Source organism: Providencia sp. PROV116 (assembly GCF_028482485.1).
Lineage (GTDB): Bacteria > Pseudomonadota > Gammaproteobacteria > Enterobacterales > Enterobacteriaceae > Providencia > Providencia rettgeri.
In genome coordinates this window covers 222543-246746 of the sequence record NZ_JAMPQO010000002.1, presented here as the reverse complement: position 1 = coordinate 246746, position 24204 = coordinate 222543, and the positions used below count along the sequence as shown (strand labels likewise).

Annotated in this window: 21 protein-coding genes; 11 read left to right on the top strand and 10 right to left on the bottom strand. The window is 41.4% G+C overall.

Annotation, left to right across the window (positions count from 1 at the left end; translation table 11 throughout):
* The first annotated feature begins 341 nt into the window (after positions 1-341).
* On the top strand, positions 342-1955 hold the full coding sequence (locus PSE72_RS02700) for a GMC family oxidoreductase (RefSeq protein ID WP_272690880.1): 1614 nt from the start codon (positions 342-344) through the stop codon (positions 1953-1955).
* A 104-nt stretch (positions 1956-2059) separates the two neighbouring features.
* On the opposite strand, the gene ychF is transcribed toward PSE72_RS02700, so the two are convergent.
* Positions 2060-3151 carry a redox-regulated ATPase YchF gene (ychF, locus tag PSE72_RS02695; protein ID WP_004910600.1) on the bottom strand — a complete coding sequence of 364 codons (1092 nt, stop codon included), beginning with the start codon at positions 3149-3151 and terminating at the stop codon, positions 2060-2062.
* A gap of 102 nt (positions 3152-3253) precedes the next feature.
* Positions 3254-3844, bottom strand: coding sequence for an aminoacyl-tRNA hydrolase (pth, locus tag PSE72_RS02690; protein WP_004910601.1), 591 nt, complete (start codon positions 3842-3844; stop codon positions 3254-3256).
* A gap of 299 nt (positions 3845-4143) precedes the next feature.
* Between pth and ychH the strand changes: the two genes are divergently transcribed.
* On the top strand, positions 4144-4416 hold the full coding sequence (ychH, locus tag PSE72_RS02685) for a stress-induced protein YchH (RefSeq protein WP_115167325.1): 273 nt from the start codon (positions 4144-4146) through the stop codon (positions 4414-4416).
* 265 nt (positions 4417-4681) lie between these two features.
* On the opposite strand, the gene prs is transcribed toward ychH, so the two are convergent.
* Genes prs through lolB form a run of 3 tightly spaced genes read right to left on the bottom strand, consistent with a single transcriptional unit; the run spans position 4682 to position 7214 of the window.
* On the bottom strand, positions 4682-5629 hold the full coding sequence (gene prs / locus PSE72_RS02680; RefSeq protein WP_004910604.1) for a ribose-phosphate diphosphokinase: 948 nt from the start codon (positions 5627-5629) through the stop codon (positions 4682-4684).
* Positions 5630-5685: 56 nt separating this feature from the next.
* Positions 5686-6561 carry a 4-(cytidine 5'-diphospho)-2-C-methyl-D-erythritol kinase gene (gene ispE / locus PSE72_RS02675; protein ID WP_109911298.1) on the bottom strand — a complete coding sequence of 292 codons (876 nt, stop codon included), beginning with the start codon at positions 6559-6561 and terminating at the stop codon, positions 5686-5688.
* On the bottom strand, positions 6558-7214 hold the full coding sequence (gene lolB, locus PSE72_RS02670) for a lipoprotein insertase outer membrane protein LolB (RefSeq protein WP_004910605.1): 657 nt from the start codon (positions 7212-7214) through the stop codon (positions 6558-6560). Before lolB ends, ispE begins: the two co-directional genes overlap by 4 nt.
* Positions 7215-7796: 582 nt before the next feature.
* Between lolB and hemA the strand changes: the two genes are divergently transcribed.
* From hemA to PSE72_RS02635, 7 genes are read left to right on the top strand one after another with little or no spacing between them, the layout of a single operon-like run.
* Positions 7797-9059: a glutamyl-tRNA reductase gene (hemA, locus tag PSE72_RS02665; protein ID WP_004910608.1), complete on the top strand. Its 1263-nt coding sequence runs from the start codon at positions 7797-7799 to the stop codon at positions 9057-9059.
* Positions 9060-9090: 31 nt separating this feature from the next.
* Entirely contained in the window at positions 9091-10173 is a 1083-nt protein-coding gene (prfA, locus tag PSE72_RS02660; protein ID WP_004264135.1) for a peptide chain release factor 1, read from the top strand.
* Positions 10173-11006: a peptide chain release factor N(5)-glutamine methyltransferase gene (prmC, locus tag PSE72_RS02655; RefSeq protein ID WP_115167323.1), complete on the top strand. Its 834-nt coding sequence runs from the start codon at positions 10173-10175 to the stop codon at positions 11004-11006. Before prfA ends, prmC begins: the two co-directional genes overlap by 1 nt.
* 22 nt (positions 11007-11028) lie before the next feature.
* Positions 11029-11838 (top strand): invasion regulator SirB1, encoded by an 810-nt coding sequence (sirB1, locus tag PSE72_RS02650; protein ID WP_198641190.1) that lies wholly within the window; start codon positions 11029-11031, stop codon positions 11836-11838.
* Positions 11839-11884: 46 nt separating this feature from the next.
* Positions 11885-12739 carry a 3-deoxy-8-phosphooctulonate synthase gene (gene kdsA, locus PSE72_RS02645; protein WP_004255137.1) on the top strand — a complete coding sequence of 285 codons (855 nt, stop codon included), beginning with the start codon at positions 11885-11887 and terminating at the stop codon, positions 12737-12739.
* A 12-nt stretch (positions 12740-12751) separates the two neighbouring features.
* A complete protein-coding gene (locus tag PSE72_RS02640) occupies positions 12752-13654 on the top strand; it encodes a TIGR01212 family radical SAM protein (RefSeq protein WP_115167321.1) in 903 nt (300 codons plus the stop codon).
* 20 nt (positions 13655-13674) lie between these two features.
* Positions 13675-14409: a tetratricopeptide repeat protein gene (locus PSE72_RS02635; RefSeq protein ID WP_217007728.1), complete on the top strand. Its 735-nt coding sequence runs from the start codon at positions 13675-13677 to the stop codon at positions 14407-14409.
* 50 nt (positions 14410-14459) lie between these two features.
* Here PSE72_RS02635 and dauA read toward each other — a convergent pair whose 3' ends face one another.
* The 5 genes from dauA to PSE72_RS02610 all read right to left on the bottom strand — a co-directional run bounded on the left by dauA (position 14460) and on the right by PSE72_RS02610 (position 21835).
* Complete coding sequence (dauA, locus tag PSE72_RS02630) at positions 14460-16193, bottom strand: C4-dicarboxylic acid transporter DauA (protein WP_115167319.1); 1734 nt, start codon at positions 16191-16193, stop codon at positions 14460-14462.
* Between the two features lie 655 nt (positions 16194-16848).
* Positions 16849-18207, bottom strand: coding sequence for a phosphatase PAP2/dual specificity phosphatase family protein (locus tag PSE72_RS02625; protein WP_272690879.1), 1359 nt, complete (start codon positions 18205-18207; stop codon positions 16849-16851).
* A 181-nt stretch (positions 18208-18388) separates the two neighbouring features.
* Positions 18389-20155: a bifunctional alpha/beta hydrolase/class I SAM-dependent methyltransferase gene (locus PSE72_RS02620; protein ID WP_109911305.1), complete on the bottom strand. Its 1767-nt coding sequence runs from the start codon at positions 20153-20155 to the stop codon at positions 18389-18391.
* Positions 20156-20164: 9 nt separating this feature from the next.
* A complete protein-coding gene (locus PSE72_RS02615) occupies positions 20165-20788 on the bottom strand; it encodes a CDP-alcohol phosphatidyltransferase family protein (RefSeq protein WP_110731898.1) in 624 nt (207 codons plus the stop codon).
* A gap of 243 nt (positions 20789-21031) precedes the next feature.
* On the bottom strand, positions 21032-21835 hold the full coding sequence (locus tag PSE72_RS02610) for a helix-turn-helix domain-containing protein (RefSeq protein ID WP_042851586.1): 804 nt from the start codon (positions 21833-21835) through the stop codon (positions 21032-21034).
* A gap of 153 nt (positions 21836-21988) precedes the next feature.
* Here PSE72_RS02610 and PSE72_RS02605 point away from each other — a divergent pair, with 153 nt between their 5' ends.
* Together PSE72_RS02605 and PSE72_RS02600 are read left to right on the top strand one after the other, a co-directional pair.
* The gene (locus PSE72_RS02605; protein ID WP_115167317.1) at positions 21989-22939 is read left to right on the top strand and encodes a 4-hydroxyproline epimerase; all 951 of its coding nucleotides are present in this window, start codon (positions 21989-21991) and stop codon (positions 22937-22939) included.
* A gap of 9 nt (positions 22940-22948) precedes the next feature.
* Positions 22949-24196, top strand: a complete 1248-nt coding sequence (locus PSE72_RS02600) for an NAD(P)/FAD-dependent oxidoreductase (protein WP_115167316.1) — start codon at positions 22949-22951, stop codon at positions 24194-24196.
* Positions 24197-24204: the final 8 nt, after the last annotated feature.

Below are 24204 nucleotides of genomic sequence, written 5' to 3'. Positions count from 1 at the left end.
CAACTCCTGCATGGAAATAAGCTTTATAGTCGCTGATAACATCGAAGGGGATTGTGACTCGCTTAAACACGATAAAATAAGATATTTCTATATGACAGATTACTTATTAACTAGCTATAAACATTAATTTATTAATAAAGATTGGATTAGGTTTAAGTATTGACTTTGCTTAAAATTTTTCTTGAATAAACAATCTTTATTTAGAGCCAATAATAATTACATAAGAAATTATTTTTGATTTAAATCACATATGTGGAATATTGTTCATACATTAATGAATTAAAAGCGCTATTGTTAAAAAAATGAAAATAAATTGTTTATTTTATTTGACGGGGTGACAAATGAGCGCAGTAAAATATGATTATATTATTGTAGATGCGGGTTCTGCCGGTTGTGTTCTTGCTGCTCGGTTGATCCAAGAGACGCAATCCAAAGTATTACTTATTGAAGCGGGTGGTAGCGATAACCACTTGTTTATTCGTATGCCAGCTGGCGTGGCGAAAATTATTGCCCAAAAAAGTTGGCCTTATGAAACTGAGCCAGAGCCTCACGCGAATAACCGTAAAATGCAAATTGCCCAAGGGAAAGTGTTGGGGGGAAGTAGTTCTGTCAATGGAATGATTTATATCCGAGGCCAGAAACAAGATTATGATAATTGGGCTCTAAATTACGGCTGTGAAGGCTGGGGATACTCGGATGTATTGCCATGGTTTAAAAAGGCAGAGAGTAATGAAAGCCTGACAGGAGAATACCATGGAACAGAAGGCCCACTTCCTGTCAGTGAAAATAGATACCGGCACCCATTATCAATGGCATTTATTCGTGCAGCGCAAGAGCATGGTCTTCCTTATGTCAATGACCTTAATGGGGAAAGCCAGCAAGGAACAAGCTTTTACCAGACAACAACGCATAATGGAGAAAGAGCCAGTACATCAAGAACCTATTTAAAATCAGTGGAAAAGAGTGATAAGTTGACATTAAAGCTTGGCACTCAAGTGAACCGTATCATCATTCGCGATGGCCGCGCGATTGGTGTTGCCTATCAAGGGAAAAATGGCCATGAAGTTGAGGCATTTGCCAGTTGCGAAGTATTGGCCTGTTCGGGTGCGATGGGCTCTGCAAAATTATTGATGCTATCAGGTATCGGGCCAGAGGAGCACTTGTCTTCGTTGGGGATCCATACTCATGCGAATCTACCTGTTGGTAAAAATTTTCATGACCACCTACATATGTCAATTAACGTCACGACTAAGCAGCCAATAAGTTTATTCGGCGCAGACCAAGGTTTAAATGCAATTAAACACGGGGTCGAGTGGATGGCATTTCGCAGTGGACTGCTCACCTCTAACGTTTTAGAAGGCGCTGCATTTAAAGACAGCTGCAAGCAAGGCCGTCCTGATGTACAAATTCACTTTTTACCTATTTTAGATAGCTGGGATGATGTTCCTGGTGAGCCTCTGCCCGCAGCCCACGGCTTTTCATTAAAGGTCGGGTACTTACAACCTAAGTCCCGTGGTGAAGTTTTATTGCGCAGCACAGACCCACAAGCCCCACTAAAAATTCACGCTAATTATCTTGCCTCACCCGAAGATATGGAAGGTTGCAAGCGTGCGGTTAAGTTTGGCTTAGATGTATTGGACTCCCCTTCATTACAAGTGCTAAGCAAAGAGGTTCTAATGCCACCCGCTTCTGTACGTCATGATGACGCTCAACTTGAAGAGTTTGTCCGAAATTTTTGTAAAACGGTTTACCATCCTGTGGGAACTTGTCGTATGGGAACGGATACCACAACATCAGTGACTGATTTGCGGTTACGTGTACATGGTATTGAAAACTTACGTGTCGTGGACTGTTCTGTGATGCCTGAAATTCCAAGTGGCAATACCAACGCACCAACGATAATGATTGCAGAACGCGCCGCAGCGATGATTATGGAAGATAGAAACGCAAATTAACCTTGTGATAGGCTGATATAGAAAAAACAGCATAAAACCAAGGTAACACCTGAGCTTTATGCTGTTTCAATAAACTTAAGGTACGTTATAGACCAATTGTGGTACTACACATTAAACAAGAAGTTCAGCACATCGCCGTCTTTAACGATGTAATCTTTACCTTCTGCGCGCATTTTACCGGCTTCTTTTGCGCCTTGCTCACCACGGTACTGGATAAAATCATCGAATGCGATGGTTTGCGCACGAATAAAGCCTTTTTCGAAGTCAGTATGGATTTTACCTGCGGCTTGTGGTGCCGTTGCACCGACAGGGATAGTCCATGCACGCACTTCTTTAACCCCAGCAGTAAAATAAGTTTGCAGGTTTAATAACTGATAGCCGGCACGAATAACACGGTTAAGACCCGGTTCTTCAATACCTAAATCAGCCATAAACTCATCGCGCTCTTCGTCTTCAAGTTCTGCAATATCAGACTCAATCGCTGCACAGACGGGAACAACTACAGAGCCTTCGGCTTCTGCAATTTTATACACCACATCTAAGAATGGGTTATTTTCAAAACCATCTTCATTAACGTTAGCAATGTACATCGTTGGCTTTAATGTTAAGAAGCTCAAGTAGCGGATAGCGGCTTTATCTTCATTAGATAACTCTAATGTGCGCAACATACCGGCTTGCTCTAGGTGCGGCAAACATTTTTCTAATGCTTCTAATTCTGCTTTTGCGTCTTTATCGCCACCTTTTGCGCGTTTTTGGACACGATGGATAGCGCGCTCACAGGTATCAAGGTCAGCAAGTGCTAATTCAGTATTAATGACTTCAATATCTGCAGCAGGGTCAACTTGGCCTGCAACGTGAATGATATTGTCATTTTCAAAACAACGAACAACGTGACCAATGGCTTCGGTTTCACGGATATTCGTTAAAAATTGGTTACCTAGGCCTTCACCTTTAGATGCACCTTTTACTAAGCCCGCGATATCCACGAACTCCATCGTAGTTGGTAAAATACGCTGTGGCTTCACAATTTCAGCTAATTGATCAAGACGTGGGTCTGGCATTGGCACAACACCCGTGTTTGGTTCAATTGTACAGAAAGGGAAGTTGGCTGCTTCGATGCCGGCTTTGGTCAATGCATTAAACAGAGTGGATTTACCCACGTTAGGCAGACCAACGATACCGCATTTAAAACCCATATGTTTCTCACCTTAATAGCGAGGGGCAGACATACGCTGCACCCAATGTTTAGAAATTGGCGCTGATTATACACAAAAAGTCGATTCGGATGAAATGAACTCTTATGCAGTTGCTTTGAAGCCATGTAGACGATTGATGGCTTTGTCCATTCCGTCAGCTAGCAGAATATCTGTACACCTAGCCGCTTCATCAATCGCATCATCAATGAGTTTTTGCTCAGATAACGGTGGTTTACCCAAAACAAAGCCAACCACTTTGTTTTTATCACCTGGGTGGCCAATACCAATACGTAGACGATAAAAATTCGGGTTATTGGCGAATTTACTTTGAATATCTTTCAACCCATTGTGGCCGCCATTGCTGCCCCCCAATTTCATTTTAGCTACACCGGGGGGTAAATCGAGTTCATCATGGGCGACTAAAATTTCATCGAGATTGATGCGATAAAAATTGGCTATAGCGGCAACTGATTTACCACTTAGGTTCATAAATGTGGTTGGAACCAGCAGGCGGATGTCATTACCACCCATATTAATACGTGCGGTATAACCAAAAAACTTAGCTTCTTCTTTCAATGGCTGATTATGGCGCTCAGCCAGTAAATCAACATACCATGCACCTGCATTATGGCGCGTTTGTGCATATTCAGCACCCGGATTGGCAAGTCCAACAATTAACTTAATTTTGCTCACGGTGGTGATTTCACTATCAGTTATGAAAATAATGCCCTAGTTTACCTTGTGAAATGCAGGATGTACAAAATTGTGATGGATAAAGTAACTATGTTTATAATTGCTGAGTGAACTATTCGGGTTTACTGATTTCTTGATGAAAAGCATTTTTTGTACAGATATTCTTGCTAACTTCCTTCCTTGTGATGTCTATCGCAAAAAATTTTACTTAATGCACTATAATCATTACATAAATATAAAGTATGACCGAATTTATTTACACATGCTTGCTTATCAGTTTACTGGTACTGGAGGTATATATGAAACGGAAAAGCGCTCATCTTCTAGGTAATATCTTCATGGGAATCGGAATGGTGTTGATGATCGGGAGTATCGGTGTCAACTTATTCTCTCATATCGTTAACTTAGGCCTTTCAGAACTCATCACGAACGGTTCCTTATTCGGCATTTTTATCGGTGCGATGGTATGGTTAGTCGGTGCTAGGATCGGCGGCCGTGAAAAAGTTGCAGACCGTTACTGGCAATTGAAACAACAATATCATTCACGCAGAGATAATCACCGCTATCCATAAATAGCCTAGAGCAATTAATTGCTGATAATGGTGAATGAGTTTGATAATTAGGCATTAAGAAGAGTAAAATTTCAAAGAATTTTGCTCTTTTGTCGTTTCATAACGTGAAGTCGCCACTATGATCGGCGATAAAATATAAAAATAAGCACCTGTGGCTTTTTTCCTGCCAAAATCATAAAGCCCCTGCAAATGACATTGCAGGGGCTTATATTTTTTATTGTGACTTTTTCATCACGGTTGAACGCTAAAACCCAATATTGGAGGATTAGTGCTCAAACATTGCTGAAATTGACTCTTCGTTGCTAATACGACGGATAGCTTCAGCTAACATACCTGAAAGCGTTAAGGTGCGAACATTGCTCAGCGCTTTGATTTCAGGAGAAAGAGGAATTGTGTCACAAACAATGACTTCATCAATGACTGAATTTTTGATGTTGTCTACAGCATTACCTGAGAAAATCGGGTGTGTTGCGTATGCGAATACACGTTTCGCACCACGTTCTTTCAGTGCTTCAGCTGCTTTACACAGCGTACCACCGGTATCAATCATATCGTCCACTAAGATGCAATCACGACCTGAAACATCACCAATGATATGCATGACTTGAGAAACGTTCGCACGTGGGCGGCGTTTGTCAATAATGGCCATATCGGTGTCATTCAGGAGTTTTGCGATAGCTCTAGCACGTACCACGCCGCCGATGTCTGGAGATACAACGATTGGGTTTTCCAAATTCTTCTGTAACATATCTTCCAGAAGAATAGGGCTACCAAATACATTATCCACAGGAACATCAAAGAAGCCCTGGATCTGCTCTGCGTGTAAATCGACAGTGAGCACACGGTCTACACCTACACTTGACAGAAAATCGGCAACAACTTTAGCGGTGATTGGTACACGGGCAGAACGTACGCGACGATCCTGTCTTGCATAACCGAAGTAAGGGATAACAGCGGTAATACGACCAGCAGATGCACGGCGTAGGGCATCGACCATAACAACCAGTTCCATCAGGTTATCGTTGGTTGGTGCACAAGTTGACTGGATGATAAAAATATCACCACCGCGAACATTTTCATTAATTTGAACACTGACTTCGCCGTCGCTAAAACGACCAACAGCCGCGTCTCCAAGATTAGTGTAAAGGCGGTTAGCAACACGTTGTGCTAGTTCCGGTGTAGCGTTACCAGCAAAAAGCTTCATATCGGGCACGAGAAAAACCTCAGGCTTGCGTCCAGAGAGATATTGTTGACCAACAGCGACAAGGCTTATTGGTGCAATACACGGGTTATCCCAGCGCGGAACTTGTGCAGTGGGGAAACGTTAACGCCTTGAGCGACGAACCCTTGCACCCACGATGGGGCTTTATTTAACACCTGCAGGGCATCCGCTTGTGTTTCAAATTCAGAAAAAACACATGCGCCTGTTCCTGTAAGGCGAGACGGAGCATATTCTAACAGCCAAGAAACAAGCTGTTCAACCTCACGAAAACGTTTTCTTGCGATTGGTTCGCAGTCATTTGCGTACGGAGCCAGTAATAATGCGGCTAGGGAGCGTTTTGGAGAATTTCGATTTAATTGTGGATCTGTGAAGATCATCGGGGTTGATATTTCAATTCCGGGATGAGCCACCAAATACCATTTCTCTTTAGGGGAAGCTTTGGTTAAAATATCACCAACCCCTTCGGCAAAAGCTGCATGCCCACGAACAAACACAGGAACATCTGCTCCTAATGATGCGCCTAATTGCGCAAGGACTTCATCAGAAATCTGTGTTTTCCAGTGTTCGTTAAGCGCAATTAAGGTAGTTGCTGCGTTTGATGAGCCTCCACCAATACCACCGCCCATTGGTAATATTTTATGAATACGGACATCGGCACCTAGTGGGCCACTGTGTTGCAACGTATCGCGGCAATAGGATTGTAATAATCTAGCAGCCCGTAAAATTAGGTTTTTTTCGGGGGGAACCCCTTGCATATCCGTCAATAAATTCAACTGGTCGTCATCACGTGTTGTGATAGTGATTTCATCGCCATAATCGACAAATTGAAATAGAGTTTGTAACTCGTGATAGCCATCAGGGCGTTGGCCGGTGATGTACAAAAAAAGATTTAATTTTGCCGGAGAAGGCCATGTTAACGTCATTTTTTCAGTGTCCAACTATCCATTTTCAATTTGATAAGTCTATCCCCTTGGCGTAACTCGAGATAGTTTGGCAGCATTGGTGTTGTTTTGCTGTCATAGGAAATATAGTTGAGCTGCCATGTTTCACCATTGCTTTTAAACGTAACACTTTTTAGCAAGTGGTTTTCATCTAAGGTGAAATCTGTTGCACGTCCGGGCGAGCCAGTTAACCAAGCGGTTAGGTCATCAATTGGGATTTCCATACCAGTGAGCTGATAAATCAACTCGCTCGGCACGTCACTCATATGGGTTTGACCATCTTTGGTAGTTAATCGAGCTAAATCAGGTTCAACGGTAAGTTCAAGTTCGCGGCTACCTAATGGGTTGGTTAACAATAAACGGTATTTTTCCGGTGTATATTGTTGCCAGAAAAACTTAGCGTACGTTTTTGTTTCTCCTCCGTTATAGGCAAAGGAGCCCCGTGTTTGGTAGTCACGTAACTGACTTAATTCTTGTTGATGTGCTTTCCACTTAGCATCCGATGCGGAGCTGGTTCCTTTCGTGGTTGTTTGTGACGTTGTCACGCAAGCAGTTAGCAAGACGCATGAAAGTGGTAAGAGGCGAAAAAAGTGCTTATTTATGTGCATAAACGGTAAAGCTTGAGTTAATTGCATATCAAATCTCAAAGTTGTATTGGGCGCTGATAGCAGTCTCTATTGAGTTACTTGCATTTAAAGAGGTTTAGTTTAGCGCGATATGGCTATCTGAGTCATCTATTGCACTCGATGATATACCTAACCGATAAAAATCTGTAAGTGATTTACTGTTTGTATACAAATAACATAGTGCATTGACAGCGGGAATGGTTTTCTAAAGTGGCTATTAAACCAATCCAAGCTCGTCACCATTTGCTTTCTGTGCGAAATAATTGCATTCTCTATGCATCTTATCGCAGTTAATTTATCATTGTTAATAATGATATGGCTGATAATCAGTTTTATATAGTATAAATAAACGATAAAATTACGATCAGTTTTGACTGATAAAATCGCTATTACGTCTGTTATTTCGGTTTATTTTTTGGCATGGGTCATCTTTCTGAAGGATAGGCTTATGCAAACCGTAGAAAGAGAGACGCGGATCATCTACAATAGAACAATATAAATAACAGTATTGCAAAATTGGTAGGAAATACCCATCGAGCATGACTGAAAATAATTAGCACTGTAAGCAATGTGAGCAAGTCGTAAAGCACAATGACCTTATTAGCCTTAGGCATCAACCATAAAACAGCACCAGTAGCCCTGCGTGAGCGGGTAACGTTTGGTCCTGAAAAAATTGACCATGCACTTGAGGAACTTCTCAAACAGCCTCAAGTGAATGGTGGTGTTGTGCTGTCTACCTGTAATAGAACTGAGCTTTACTTGAGCCTTGAATCGCAAGAACAAGCTCAAGAACAGCTAGTAAAATGGCTGTGTGATTTTCATGGTATAACCCAAAAAGATTTACAACCGAGTCTCTATTGGCACCAAGACGACCGCGCGGTGAGTCACCTAATGCGTGTCGCTAGTGGCTTGGACTCACTTGTTTTGGGTGAACCACAAATATTAGGGCAAGTAAAAAAGGCGTTTGCGCTTTCACAAGGTAACCACTCGTTATCGAGCGAACTTGAGCGTCTTTTCCAGAAATCGTTTTCTGTTGCAAAACGTGTGCGCACAGAAACCGATATTGGCGCGAATGCAGTTTCTGTCGCATTTGCGGCTTGTACACTTGCCCGCCAAATATTTGAATCACTCAAACATTTAAACATCTTGTTAGTGGGTGCAGGGGAAACAATTGAACTTGTGGCGCGTCATTTACGTGAACATGGCGTACAAAAAATGATGATAGCTAACCGAACACGTGAACGGGCGGAGTTATTGGCCAATGAGGTTAATGCACAAGTCATTTCGTTATCGGATATTGATAACCGCTTAGCAGAAGCGGATATTGTCATTAGTTCAACGGCGAGTCCTTTACCCATCATAGGGAAAGGGATGGTCGAGCGAGCAATGAAAATACGTCGTAGTAAACCGATGTTATTAATTGATATTGCCGTTCCTCGAGATATCGAACAAGATGTTGAAAAATTAAGAGATGTTTATCTCTATACTGTGGATGATTTGGAATCTATCATTGCACAGAACCTTGCTCAGCGAAAAGCTGCAGCCGTTGAAGCTGAATATATTGTTGAGCAAGAAAGTAGCCACTTTATGGATTGGTTGCGCTCACAAGCGGCAGTGTCTACAATTCGCGATTATAGAGAACAAGCTGAGGCCATTCGGGCAAACATGACTGAAAAAGCGTTGACCGCTATCCGTCAAGGCGCAGACCCTGAGCAAGTGATCATGCAATTATCGCAACAATTAACCAACCGCCTTATTCACGCTCCAACCAAATCTTTGCAGCAAGCTGCAGGTAATGGGGATGTCGAGCGTCTAAATCTACTTAGGGACAGCCTAGGGCTGGACCATCAATAACCACATTTTAATCATAGGTCTTATATAACGAATGAAGCCTTCTATTGTCGCAAAACTAGAAGCATTACAAGAACGCTACGAAGAAATTGAAGCGCACCTTGCTGATGCAGGTGTAATTGCCGATCAAGACCGTTTTCGTGCTTTATCAAAAGAATATGCTCAATTGTCTGATGTCGCTAAATGCTTTAGCGCATGGCGCACAGTACAGGATGACATCGAAACAGCTGAAATGTTGTTAGACGATCCTGAAATGAAAGAAATGGCTCAAGAAGAGCTTAAAGAAGCCAAAGCGCGCAATGAAGAGCTCGAACAGCAATTACAATTGTTGCTGCTTCCGAAAGATCCTGATGATGAATATAACTGTTTCGTTGAAATCCGTGCGGGTGCTGGGGGAGACGAAGCGGCAATTTTTGCGGGTGATTTATTCCGTATGTATAGCCGTTATGCAGAAAACAACCGCTGGCGCGTTGAATTAATGAGCACGAGCGATGGCGAACATGGCGGTTTTAAAGAAGTCATCGCGAAAATTTCCGGTGATAGCGTTTATGGTCGCTTAAAATTTGAGTCAGGTGGTCATCGTGTTCAACGTGTTCCCGAAACGGAATCTCAAGGCCGTATTCATACATCCGCTTGTACTGTAGCGATTTTACCTGAGCTGCCAGAAGCTGAATTACCTGAAATCAGCCCTGCGGATTTACGTATTGATACTTTCCGCTCATCGGGTGCGGGTGGGCAGCACGTTAACACCACCGATTCCGCAATACGTATTACCCATATTCCGACAGGTATTGTTGTTGAGTGCCAAGATGAACGTTCACAGCATAAAAACAAAGCGAAAGCGATGTCTGTATTAGGTGCGCGTATTCGCCAAGCCGAAATGGATAAACGCCAAGCTGCAGAAGCATCTGAACGTCGTAATCTGCTAGGTTCTGGTGACCGTTCTGACCGTATTCGTACCTATAATTTTCCGCAAGGCCGAGTGACTGACCACCGTATTAACTTAACGTTATACCGTTTGGATGAAGTGATGGAAGGAAAATTGGATTCACTTATCCAACCTATCATCAATGAATACCAGGCAGACCAACTTTCTGCGTTGTCTGAGCAGGAATAATGCAGTATATCGAATGGATCAAGCAGGCAGTCAATCGGCTGTCTGCAAGTGACAGCGCGAAGCGAGATGCTGAGATTTTACTGGAGCATGTCACAGGTCGCAGCCGTACCTATCTTTTTGCATTTGGTGAGACAGAACTCAACGCTGAAGAATGCCAACAAGCTGAATGTCTTTTGCAACGCCGTGAGAAAGGTGAGCCTATTGCCTATATTATCGGTGAACGTGAGTTCTGGTCCCTTCCTCTTTACGTCTCTCCTGCGACATTAATACCTCGGCCAGATACCGAATGCATTGTTGAACAAGCCTTATCCAGGTTAACAGAGCAAAAAAATCAAATTTTAGATTTAGGTACTGGGACTGGGGCAATTGCACTAGCCTTGGCATCTGAAATGCCGCAAAGTCAGGTTATCGGTGTTGATTTTAACCCTGATGCAGTTGTTTTAGCACAACGAAATCAGCAGCGCTTGAATATTTCAAATGTCAATTTTAGACAAAGTAATTGGTTTGCTTCACTATCAATTCAACAATTTGATATGATTATCAGTAATCCACCCTATATTGATGAAAATGATACGCATCTCAGCGAAGGTGATGTGCGATTTGAGCCATTAACCGCTCTAGTGGCTAAGAATGAAGGCTTAGCTGATTTAATGCATATCATTCAAGAATCTAAAAAATATCTTAAAAATCAAGGGTGGTTGCTTCTTGAGCATGGCTGGACACAAGGTCTTGCAGTGCGTGATTTATTTGAAGTACATGGGTACACCAAAATTGAGACCTGTCTTGATTATGGTGGAAGAGAGCGAATTTCACTCGGTCAATGGAATGGTTAAGTGGCATAGCAGTGGGAATGTAATGAAAACCATAGCGAATATAGAATTTAATCAACTCCCTTTAAGTGAAGGGATCATGACTGTTTCACAATGTATCCGTCATGATTTCCCGCTGATGAAAGTGCAAGCTCAGTTAGATAGCTTAGTCTCATCAGCCAAGTCTCGTATCGATTTAACCGCTGATAACGAAACAAAAATTCAGCAATTGGCCTCACTTTTTTACCAAGAGTGGTCGTTTGGCGCAGCTGAAGGGATCTATTTGTTATCGGATATGCTGTGGCTAGACAAAGTATTGTCATCTAAACAAGGTACGCCTGTGACACTCGGTGCTATTTTTTTGTATATTGCCGAACGCCTTGATATTACGATTTATCCCGCTATTTTCCCTACTCAATTATTATTTATTAGTGAAAGAAATGATGGTAGCCAATGGGTAATTAACCCTGTTAATGGTGAGTCTTTATCAGTACACACGTTAAATTTGTGGCTCAAAGGAACCGTTGATCCTTTTTCTGAGTTTTACTACGACCAACTTGAGGCAGCAGAAAACAGCATTGTTATTCGTAAAATTTTTGACACGCTCAAAGCTGCATTAATGGAAGAAAAAAAGATGGAGTTAGCGTTACGGGTTTGTGAAACGCTTTTGACTCTTGATCCTGAAGACCCTTACGAAATTCGTGACAGAGGGTTAATTCTTGCACACTTAGATTGTAATCATGTGGCATTGAGCGATCTCAATTATTTTATTGAACATTGCCCAGAAGACCCTGTCTCTGAAATGATTAAAATACAAATTTATTCGCTGGATAACCATCCAGTCGTATTACATTAATTAACATACAGGCCGATTTCCCTGTTTCAATATTAAAGGTAAGAGTATGCAACAGAAAGTAGTCAATATTGGTGATATCAATGTCGCGAACGACTTGCCGTTTGTGTTATTTGGTGGGATGAATGTATTAGAATCTCGCGATATGGCGATGAAAGTGTGTGAGCATTATGTCACAGTGACACAAAAGTTGGGGATCCCTTACGTATTTAAAGCGTCATTTGATAAAGCTAACCGCTCATCAATTCACTCTTACCGTGGTCCAGGTCTTGAAGAAGGAATGAAAATATTCCAAGAGTTGAAACAAACATTTGGCGTAAAAATCATTACAGATGTTCATGAGCCAGCACAAGCAGCCCCTGTTGCCGAAGTCGTTGATGTCATTCAATTACCAGCGTTCTTAGCCCGTCAAACGGACTTAGTTGCAGCAATGGCTAAAACAGATGCGGTAATTAATATCAAAAAACCTCAGTTTATCAGCCCAGGACAAATGGGAAATATCGTTGAGAAATTTATCGAAGGTGGTAACGATAAAATTATTCTTTGCGACCGTGGCGCAAACTTTGGTTATGACAACCTAGTTGTTGATATGCTTGGCTTTAATGTCATGGTTCAAGCATCAAAAGGCTGTCCTGTCATTTTCGACGTAACCCATGCATTGCAATGCCGCGACCCATTTGGTGCCGCATCTGGTGGCCGTCGTGGTCAAGTTGCTGAGCTGGCAAGAGCGGGAATGGCGGTTGGGATCGCAGGGTTATTTCTTGAAGCCCATCCAGACCCAGACAACGCGCGTTGCGATGGCCCATCAGCATTACCATTAGATAAGCTAGAACCATTCTTAAAGCAAATGAAAGCAATCGACGAAGTTGTAAAAAGCTTCCCTGAGTTAGATACAAGTCGCTAAGTTAGACGGTTTATGCAGCTCACCGAAGTCGTTTCTATGTTCGGCGCTGATTTACAGCGCCGATATGGTGAAAAAATTTATAAAATTACCTTACATGGTGGTTTTAATTGCCCAAACCGTGATGGCACCCTTGGGCGAGGCGGCTGCACCTTTTGTAATGTGGCCTCTTTTGCTGATGAAAGCCAATCTTCTAAAACCATCAGTGAACAAATTCACCAACAGATTACCCGAATTTCCCGCGCAAAACGTTATTTAGCTTATTTCCAAGCCTATACCAGTACTTACGCAGAAGTGAGTCTGCTAAAACAGCTCTATGAAGATGCTTTACAACAGGCTGATATTATTGGTTTATGTGTTGGAACGCGCCCTGATTGTGTTCCTGACGCGGTATTATCTTTATTGAGTTGTTATCGGCAACAAGGTTATGAAATATGGCTTGAGCTAGGTTTACAAAGTGCTCATGATAAAACGCTACATCGTATTAATCGCGGCCATGGTTTTGATGCATACCAACAAACAACGCAAAAAGCGCGTAGCCTTGGATTAAAAGTTTGTACGCATTTGATTTGTGGGCTACCCGGTGAAAATGCCCAAATGAATATGCAAACATTGGATAAAGTACTTGAGTGTGGAACGGATGGCATCAAACTTCACCCGCTACATATTGTTGAAGGTAGTGTAATGGCAAAAAGTTGGCGAGCAGGGCGCTTGGCAACACTTTCTCTTGATGAATATACCCAAATTGCCGGTGAAATGGTGCGTCATACTCCAACTGACATTGTCTACCACCGTATTAGTGCCAGTGCCAGAAAACCGACGTTACTCGCCCCGAGCTGGTGTGAAAACCATTGGGTAGGAATGAATAACTTATATCAATACTTCTTAAAATGGGGAGGCCAAGGCTCTGCGCTTTGACTTCTTTAATGAGAACAATTATGAAACCAAACTTTTTTAAAGCTATTATCGTTTCATCCCTAATTACGTTTTCTTTTCAAGCTATTGCTCAACTTGATATTACCCCTGAAGATAAACAAAAATTTGTACAAACTCACCAAAAAGCAACGAAGAAAGATGCCCTTGCTCAGTATCAGCTGGCCCAAATGTATTTTTCCGGTTTAGGTGTTCTACAAAATCTTAATAGTGCGCGTTTATGGGCAAACGAATCCGCAAAAAATGGTAATGCAGATGGTTATGCGTTATTGGCGGATATCAATCTATTAAGTGATAGTTACTTTTCACAGGAATTGGTTGATGCACGTAAATACGCGATTAAAGCGGTTGAAATGGGCAGTACACGGGGAAAAATCAGTTTAGCAGAGTCATTGATAAACCCAATTGCAGGTAAAACGGATTATCAACAGTCTATAGAACTTCTAAAGGAAGTTAACGCGCTAAATAACCCAGACTTTTTTATTGCTCCAGTTTTGCTTGGCGTTATCTACCTAGATGGCCAAGGTGTCGCAAAAGATGAAAAGCAAGCACAACAATGGTTTGATAAGGCAAATGAGATGACTTATCCAGGGTATGCAGAATGGATGGCAGCATTTAGATTTTCTGAAGATAACACAGGAACGGTGGCTATCGACCCAGTAAAAGCAAAAAAATTAAGGGCAATAGCCTGCGAAAAAGGGAAAGAAGCGGGGAATGAGATGTTTTGCTTCAATGAGTAACAGTTAAACCGCCATGTAAAATAACATGGCGGTTTAGTTAAGGGACTTAATTAAGACGCTGTTGTTGCCTTTTCTGTGTCGATAGAACCCGCCTGTTCGATAGCCTTAACAGCTTCAAGTGCATGATCCATTGAATTATAAAAACTTAACACGCCTTCAATCGGTGTAACTTTTGCTCTTGCCAACGTTTTTAATGGCTGGAACGGAATGTCACAAACTAAGACATGGGTATCTTTGCGTACGGCATCGATGAATTTTTCGAAAGCTTCTAAGCCACCCGCATCTAAGACCGGTACTGCGTCCCATTGCATAATGATGGTTTCATAACCTGCGCTTTTGACACGTAATTCATCAAAAATACGCTCAGCAGCAGCGAAAAATAATGGGCCATTTATTCTTACGACTAAACGGCTTCGCTCTTCATCTGTTTCTGCTAATTGTGTTGAACGCGTCATATTGGCAATACGTCGCATAAACAATAATGACGCGAGAACAATCCCGACAGTAATAGCAATAACCATATCAAATAGAACAGTTAGAGACATACATAGCACTAATACAATAATGTCATCTTTTGGCGCGCGTTTAATCAGGTAAACGACTTTACCCGCCGCACTCATGTTCCAAGCTACAATCAATAATAATGCAGACATGGCGGCTAATGGCAAATAAGAGAGCATTGGAGCAAGAACTAATAATGTAAGTATCACCAATATTGAGTGAATAATCGCAGAAATGGGGGATGTTGCACCTGCGCGAACGTTAGCTGCAGAGCGGGCTATTGCAGCGGTTGCTGTGATCCCACCAAAAAAAGGCGCCGCAATGTTCCCCACACCTTGGCCAATAAGTTCACTATTGGAATGGTGTTTGGTTCCCGTCATGTTGTCCAATACTACGGCACATAGTAGTGATTCAATCGCACCAAGCACTGCCATAGAAAATGCAGCAGGCATTAATGCGGTGATCATCGCCCAGTTAATTGGCGCACTTCCGGGGAGCTCCCATGGCAAAATAAACTGCGGTAGGATAGGGGGAATGCCATTACCTTCAGAGCCATCAGGCAATAAATAGCTAAATTCAGAACCAATAGTCGCGACTTCCATGCCAAATAATGAAAGCACCCACATGACGAAAGTCCCGACAATCAGGGCAGGTAAATGGCCGGGAAATCTTAATTTTAATTTAGGCCAGAAGATAAGCACCAAAAGAGTTGAAAGCCCAATTAGTGTGTCGCTGTATTGAAACGTGGGGAATGTATTACCAATAGCAATTAGCTTATCAACATAGTTTTCTGGGACATGCACCATTTGCAAACCAAAGAAATCTTTAATTTGCATTGTGGCAATGGTGATGGCAATACCGGAAGTGAAGCCTAATGTAACAGATACAGGGATATATTCGATGAATTTACCGAACCGAGCAAAGCCCATCGCAAGCAGGATAACCCCTGACATCATTGTCGCAACCAGCAACCCGCTGAGCCCAAATTGCTGTGAAACAGGGTAGAGGATCACTACAAATGCAGCTGTGGGGCCAGAAACGCTATAGCGAGACCCACCTGTTATCGCAATGACGATCCCTGCAATAGCCGCGGTATATAGCCCATATTGCGGCGGAACACCACTTGCAATAGCCAAAGCCATTGCGAGCGGAATAGCGATAATACCCACGGTAATACCCGCAATTAAATCTTTAATAAAGCGAGTAGCTGTATATTTTTCTTTCCAACAAGAATCTATTAGCGCACTAAAAGGGCGCAACCTATTAATTTTTTTTGTACTCATTATACCCTACCAAATAACAGGGTGAAAAATAAACGAAAGATGTACCTATAAGGATACGCTTAGCAATCTGAAAAAAATCTGTTATGTATCAATGAATCTGCAATTATCATAACGTTTTCAGTAACAAAAGTAAAAAACCGTTATATTATAAAGAAAAACAATTAGAATACATTTTATATAGCTGCTTTTTAGTTTTAGGCTACATATATGTAATAGCAATTTTATTTTTTGAACGGTAAATATAAATAATAGTATTGACTAATACTTAATCAATCAACTTGCTATTATTGCTACCAATAACCCTATCCATTGCACGAGTATTAACCCAAGAGCATGAGTGAAAAGACGTTTAGTCCCTGACCACCTTTGCTGCATTGTGTGATGTTTGATTTTGTTTGGAAATAAAAAATTTAATGCATTATCAAAATGTTCTGTTTCATTATGTGTGTAGATAATTTTAAAAAAATGGTTATCGAGCCATAGGCGATATATATAATACTGGCAAGTTATAAATATAATTATATTGGCGAATAAAATATATTTAGGGTAATTAGAATGGAAATACAAAGCGAATTGACAAAATAATGCCAATACAGACCCAGTCGCAAAATAACGCCAACTATGAGTTAAAATAGTGATAACTTCACCTTGTTGTTTATTCATCAATGTATTCATTATTCACTCGACTTAGATGGTAATCGGCATACCAATTATTCAGTTGTTGTATCGTTGCTGCATTTAAAATCACTTGTGGGCGAGCTTGTTCAACTAATGCTACGGCTTCTTCTGTGTTTTTAGCATCGCCATGATGTACCAACCATGCAACAGCAACAGTCGCACTTCGTGAATAACCTAATTTGCAATGAATGTATACCGCCCCATGTTTTACCAGTGCATCCATAGTATGGACTGACTTTTCGATATCTTCCGCGCTTAGTGGTAACAAATCAATTTGCGGTTGGCTACAATATTTCAGCTCTTTGCTGTAAGAATTGCGAGGCCATTCGCAAGTCATATCTAACACAGCTTGAGTTTGCAAAGCGTAAAGTGGGCGCCCTCCCAAAACAATGTGTTTATTCACAATACTGGGTTGTGCGCAGTGCTTAGCAAAGTAATGATAGGTTCCCCAAGCAATCAGCCGGTATGGTAGTAATAAAATAGCGGCAGAAGGGAAAATATTCCCTTCCGGTGTTTTTTGGAAAACGCTAGCACCAGCGCCTAAATAACCAAGGGTAATAAAAAAGAGAGCGATAGCGGGCCATAACAGTAACCAAGCGAATCCTTGGAAGATAAACGCAAGAATAAAGCAAACAAGAGAACCTATGCCATAATTTTTGCTCATTTTAAAACTGCGAGGTGACCCCGTGTAATGCCATTGCCAGTGAGTTTGTATAGGAAGTAAATAACTAATTAATAAGCCAACGGCAAAGCCGGTGACGACATCAATAAAGTGGTGCTGCCAAGTCGTCAATACGGACAGGAGAATGAGTATCGACCAACTATGAAGCAACCAGCGCCATTTTGTTGGTGTATGTGCTCGAAAACGTAACCATAAGATCCACAATAAAATAATATGTAATGAAGGAGCTTGGTTAAAGGGGAGGTCAAATAGCTCTAGGCTGTCAAACATCCAGCCAAATAGGCCATCAGTACTTGGTCGAGGGAAACTAAACTTAAGTGGAAATAGCAAAAAACCAATACAAGCGACAATCGAAGCCGTGATGAGCCGTAAGCCATGGATCATTTGTTCTTTACGGGTTGTGCAAATAAATAAAGATAACCCATAAAAAAGATCAATGCTCCAATAGGGAATGATAGACCAAGGGAGAAATGGAATATGGGTTTCCCAAGAAAAAACGATAGAAGGAACCTGATTTAACGTTGCGGTATACGTATTGACTTGGCCATAAGTTAGGAAGAAAAAAGGTGCTAGAAAAACTAGCCATAGCAAACCAGAGCGTATTATTTGGCGTCGAGATACAGCCTGTTGAGGTTTGCGGGTTGCAGTTATCATCCTTTATCCTATTCCTTTAAATGGCAACGAACTGGCGGTGATATCAGTAAATGATTAGGGAAATAAATAACGCTAAGCAGCATAGGTGCTTTGCGGGCAATAAACAATGGCTATCACCTAAAGTTGAAGTTAGTGATTGATGTCAACAATGTGGCATCAATCACAATGCGAGATAAATAGACTAACGTCGTCTAGCTATGGATACGCTGAATATTCCCCAGTTATCAATTAATTGGTTTAGTTTTTCAAAGCCCGCTTCTTCAACTAAAGTATCCATTTCGCCTTGGCTACGACAACGCATAACCCATGCTTGGCCACCTTGGTGGCTTGGTAGTACCCGAGCAATCATTTCAACTTGAGGGTGCCATGGCTGGCAAGTATAAATTAATAGCCCGCCAGGAGGGATAGCTCGAGAAAGTCCATTTAATGAAGCGTTTATCATTTCATTACTGGGGAACAGTTCATACAAACCACTAACAATGCCAATTGTTGGAGAGGGTGAAACCGCGGCTAAATCATCGGCGTCAAAAGCATTACCTTCAGTAAATTGAATTTTATCTTCAAGATAACGTTCCTTAATATGTAATTGTCCTTGCTCAACATTGATAGGGCTATAGTCTCTTAATAGGACAGACTCAACTTTGCTATAATCATTAATTGCATCAAAGATATAACGACCTTGGCCTGCGGCAATATCCATAATTCGAACAGGGATACCTGTCTCCGTGAGGTCACGTATCGCTTGCCGAATAATATTTTCAATATTCACTTTGCGTTGGCGTATTCCTTGCCAGCCTATACTGTTGAGATATTGCCTATCAATCACACGGCCAAATAAGCCTTTACCTTGGGCTTTGTCGCGGTATACGTAATCGAGAGTTGAACCTGAATCAAACCCTTTGTCATAACCAATGCAAATACCTTCAGAAGCTTTACCTAGTGTACTCATTGATTTGCTCATAATTTTATAAGCAAGATTTTTAGGGCACCATTTAGGCAAAGGAGTCATGAGCGAACGATATTTTTCAGCACTGACACTCCAGATATCTTCATATTGATAATTATGTTGGTAGCGCGGTAAGGCGAATAATTTCCCAATAAAATCACGGATTTTTTCAATTGGGATATGGCGTTCTTTTTCACCTAATGTGTCGTGGTAAAAACCGGGTAATATATGTTTTTCTTTTATTGGGGTATTTAATCTTTCAAAAAACTGATGTTGAGGTCGATGGTGGACAACGTGGTCACTACCTGAAATAAATAATTGAGTTGGTAAGGTAATTGCACCTGCATCAGCCACTACACGTTCAGCTGTTTTATATAATTCAAGTAAAATATTGACGGCAATAGGGCGAGTGATCAATGGATCGCGATTAAACGAATCAATTCGTTGTTCATCATGAGTCAGAAATTTAGCTTTGACATAGGAATTCACATAGAACAAACCGCGAGCCTTTTGCATTAAAGCAAGCCCTGTCCGGGCAAATGGGACATACAATTTAACCTTAAATGCAGGAGAGGCGAGTACCATCCCACGAATTTTGGGGGCGTAATCATGAACCCAAGCGGAGACAAGGACGGCACCAACACTTTGTCCGATAACAATGATATTTTCTAAGGGAATATTATATTGGGAGGAAATGTGACGTACGAATTCATCGACATCATTGACAGATGTGCTTAGTGAAGGGCTATAACCTCGCGGGCCATCATTTTTACCATGACCACGGGCATCCCATGCAAACATCGCATAGTCAGGTAAATTGAGTTCATCGACTAAATGGGCGACACGGCCAGAATGTTCATGGCCACGATGAAATAAAATAATCGCTTTGTTGGTCGAAGTCTCTGTTGGCCAATGTCGATAAAAAAGAGAAGTATGGTCACTGGTGGTAAATTGGGACTCAATAACGGGACGTTGCGTCAGATAATCTGTCTGAGCGTTCATAATTCTTCCTTAATTATTATTCGCCGATGTAGATAATTCACAAAGTGCACGACGAATACGGTTATAGCAAGTATAAAACAGCAACAAAGTTAAAAGGATAAACAGATAACTTATCCAACTAGAAAATATGATTTGCGGGAAAATACTGACAAGCAGCCCTAACGCACCGAAAATAAAGGCTCGATCACTTTTACCAATAGGGCCATCATAGCGACGAGACGCACCAATTGCTTGAGTGATAACACCAATAAATTCAGTAAGTAGCGTAAGAAATAGAATGAATAAAATAAGCCAAAATACTTGAGGGAAAATAACCGCAAATGGTAGGTATAGTGCGATATCTGAAATAACATCACCAAGCTCATTCAGGATTGCACCAAGGTGGCTTTTTTGGTTGTGCTCCCTTGCTAACATGCCATCAATCGCATTGAGTGCCATACGAATAAACAGTACGAAAGGTAATAAAATAAACAGGTGTGGGTTTGGAATGAACAGTAATAGCATTCCGCAGATCACAGACAAAAGTAAAGCTGCCAAAGTGACTTGATTAGCCGTCACACCCGCACTAAATAGCTTACGAACAATTGGACGAAGAAGATCTTGAAATTTAGGTTTCAGATCGTAAATGGTCATTGAGTATTCCTTTCTCGTCACCGCACTTAGATGCAGCATTGGGATATATCAATACCCGATTGATGGATGTCTGCAATAAGAGCTATCTTAAGTTAGGAAATAACCAAGGGAAGTTATTTAGTAATTATATCGAAGGTACTGCGGTAATTATTTGAATAAACGGCCAAAAAGCACTTCATAAAATCTAAAGAGAATGAATTTATCGGTATTAAGGAAAAACGGGTTAACCAATATGATACTCAGTCAGGCCAATATCCTTTGTTTATCGATTTTTGAACGCATTCGTTTAAATTGGCTAGGTGTCATGGTGGTCATTTCTTTGAATTTTCGGCAGAAAGCGCTGTGATCAGCATAAGCACACTTACTGGAAATTTCAGTAATTGAAAAATCATCTTCGAGCAGTTCAATCGCATGTTCAAGCCGCATTTTTTGAATATATTGTTGAGGGGTTATCAAAAAAATAGCTTTAAACTGGCGGTTTAATTGAGAAAGCGAGAGGCCAGATATGTCAGCAAGAGTTGTCATTTTTATTGCGGTATCGAAATGCTCACTAATATAGCGTTCAACACGGCTAAGTTGGTTGTTTAGCTTAGGGCTGACCGATTTCACATCTTGTAAATCCACTGAAATACCTGCAACTCCAATAACTTGGTTACGTGTATTAAAAATAGGAACCTTAGTTGTTAAACACCATCCCAACAAACCCGCTTTATACAGGTGAAGTTCAAGTTTATTAATGACGCTAATTTTTTTCTCCATCACTAAATAATCTTGAGAACTATAGCTTTGGCCTAGTTCCGAATGAAAAATATCCTCAGCACATTTACCAACTAGATGATTAACGCTATCGATTTTACAACGGGTGGCTAAATTATCATTGGCCAAAACATACTTTGCATTATGGTCTTTCACAAAGAAAGTCACATTCGGCAAGGTATTAATGAGGGGCATCACTAAGCCTAAATGATTTAATAGAACATCAATATTATCAACAGGAAACAGCATATTTTCCTGACTAATCAATAACAATTTATTTAGATTGATCATGCTGCGCTCCGAAATATTAAATTAATTTTACTAATTCTGTTAAATATTTTTAGATTGTGCAGAAAAGCGCATAAGTTTGTTGGAAAGATATCAAGAGTTGTTAACAAAAATCAAGCATTCTATTAACAATGATAATAGATAGGATGCTAACCAATGCAATATCAATATACCAAAATTGAAGTTATCGACTCCCATACTGCAGGTGAGCCAACTCGGCTCGTTATCGACGGATTCCCTGATTTAGGGCAGCAAAGCATAGCATCAAGACTGGAGATATTACGCCATCAACATGATGTATGGCGTAAAACCACCATTTTAGAGCCACGAGGTAATGATATTTTAGTGGGGGCACTATTGTGTAAACCACAAAACCCAGCAGCAGCAGCCGGTGTGATTTTTTTTAACAATCAAGGTTACTTGGGAATGTGTGGCCATGGCACTATCGGTTTAGTGGCTTCATTGCGTTTTCTCGGTCATATCACTTTCGGTAAACATCTTATCGAAACCCCGGTAGGGGATGTTACGGCTCATTTGCATCAAGATGGCAGTGTGAGTATTCAGAATGTTTATTCATATCGTTATCGCAAAGCGGTACAAGTTAATGTTCCAGAACTCGGCACCATTACCGGGGATATTGCTTGGGGCGGAAATTGGTTCTTTCTTGTTGAGCAGTCACCAGTCGCTATTGATTACCAAAATATTAAATTACTGACAGAAGTCAGTTTAAAGATTAAGCAAGCCTTATCTGATCAAGGTATTTGCGGTAAAGATGGCCAAGAAATTGACCATATCGAATTATTCGGTACACACCCCGAAGCCAATAGCCAAAGTTTTGTGTTATGCCCCGGAGGCGCCTATGACCGCTCCCCTTGTGGAACAGGAACTAGTGCCAAACTTGCCTGTTTAGCCGCGGATAAAAAGCTGGCGGCAGGTGAAATCTGGCATCAAGCCAGTGTGATTGGCAGCCAATTTCAGGCCAGTTTTCAACAGGCTGATGAAAACGGCATTATTCCGACTATTCGCGGGCATGCCTATATCAGTGGGAAAAATACCTTATTGATAGATGAACAAGATCCATTTCGTTTTGGAATTTCAGTGGCATAGGGGAATGAAATGGAACGCAAATATCCAGTGATTGTAGTGGGTGGCGGCATTATTGGCTTGAGTATTGCACTGACAGTGCAAGCTAATGGCTCACAAGTGCTGTTGCTTGATAAACATGAAATTGGCCAAGGAGCCTCATTTGGCAATGCAGGGCATATTGCGACAGAACAGGTTTTTCCGATTGCGGATCCGAGCGTTTTAAAATCAATTCCGAAAATGTTACTTGACCCATTGGGCCCTCTGCGCCTGGATTGGCGTTATTTATTACCGCTAACACCTTGGTTAATAAAATTGTTGGGTAACATGCGCCATAAGCCTTTTACCCATATTCATCACACATTGATGACACTAAATAGTGCCGCTTTCGATTCATGGCAAGCATTTATTCAGAAATGGCAATTAAATGACCTTGTCAAAATGAAGGGGTCACTATTGGTGGCAGAGAAAAAAGAGACGCTCGATAAGCTAAGCCAGCACAGTGAGTATCTACAAAGTATTGGTGTGACTAATCAATTGATTGATCAAGATGCGCTATTAACGCGCGAACCTGCTTTATCTGAAAGCCAAATTGGTGGCATTTTTTACCCCGATACAGGCCATGTTGTGGATTTATGTGCGTTACACAAAAAACTGACAGAAGCTTTTATCGCTGCGGGTGGGCAAGTATTAACCCACTGTGAAGTAACAGAAATTACATCAACGTCGAATCAACAAGCGATATTGACAACCACTCAAGGGCAGTTTACAGGACAAAAAATAGTGATTGCAGGGGGCGCATTCTCTAAATCATTAGTCAAAATGGTGAGTCGTATCAAAGTGCCACTTGAAACTGAGCGTGGTTATCATTTGATGTTGCCCCATGAGTTAGGTCGATTATCGATACCGGTATCAAGTATGGATAGGCGTTTTATTATGACGCCAATGTCTCAAGGGTTACGCCTCGCAGGAACCGTAGAATATGCAGGGTTAAAACGTCCTGCAAATATGCAGCGAGCTCAACATTTTTTCCCATTAGCGCAACCCATGCTAAAGAAAACATTAAATAGCCAACAATCTACATCATGGATGGGGTTTCGCCCATCTACGTCTGATTCATTGCCAGTCTTAGACCATAAAGGCCCCTATATTTTTGCATTTGGTCACCAACACTTGGGATTAACCCAAGCGGCGATCACCGCAGATATTGTGAATAGTTTTATCCATCATCAGCCGACAAGTATCGACTGTACCCCTTTTTCCATTGAACGATTTCTTTAATTTTGAGG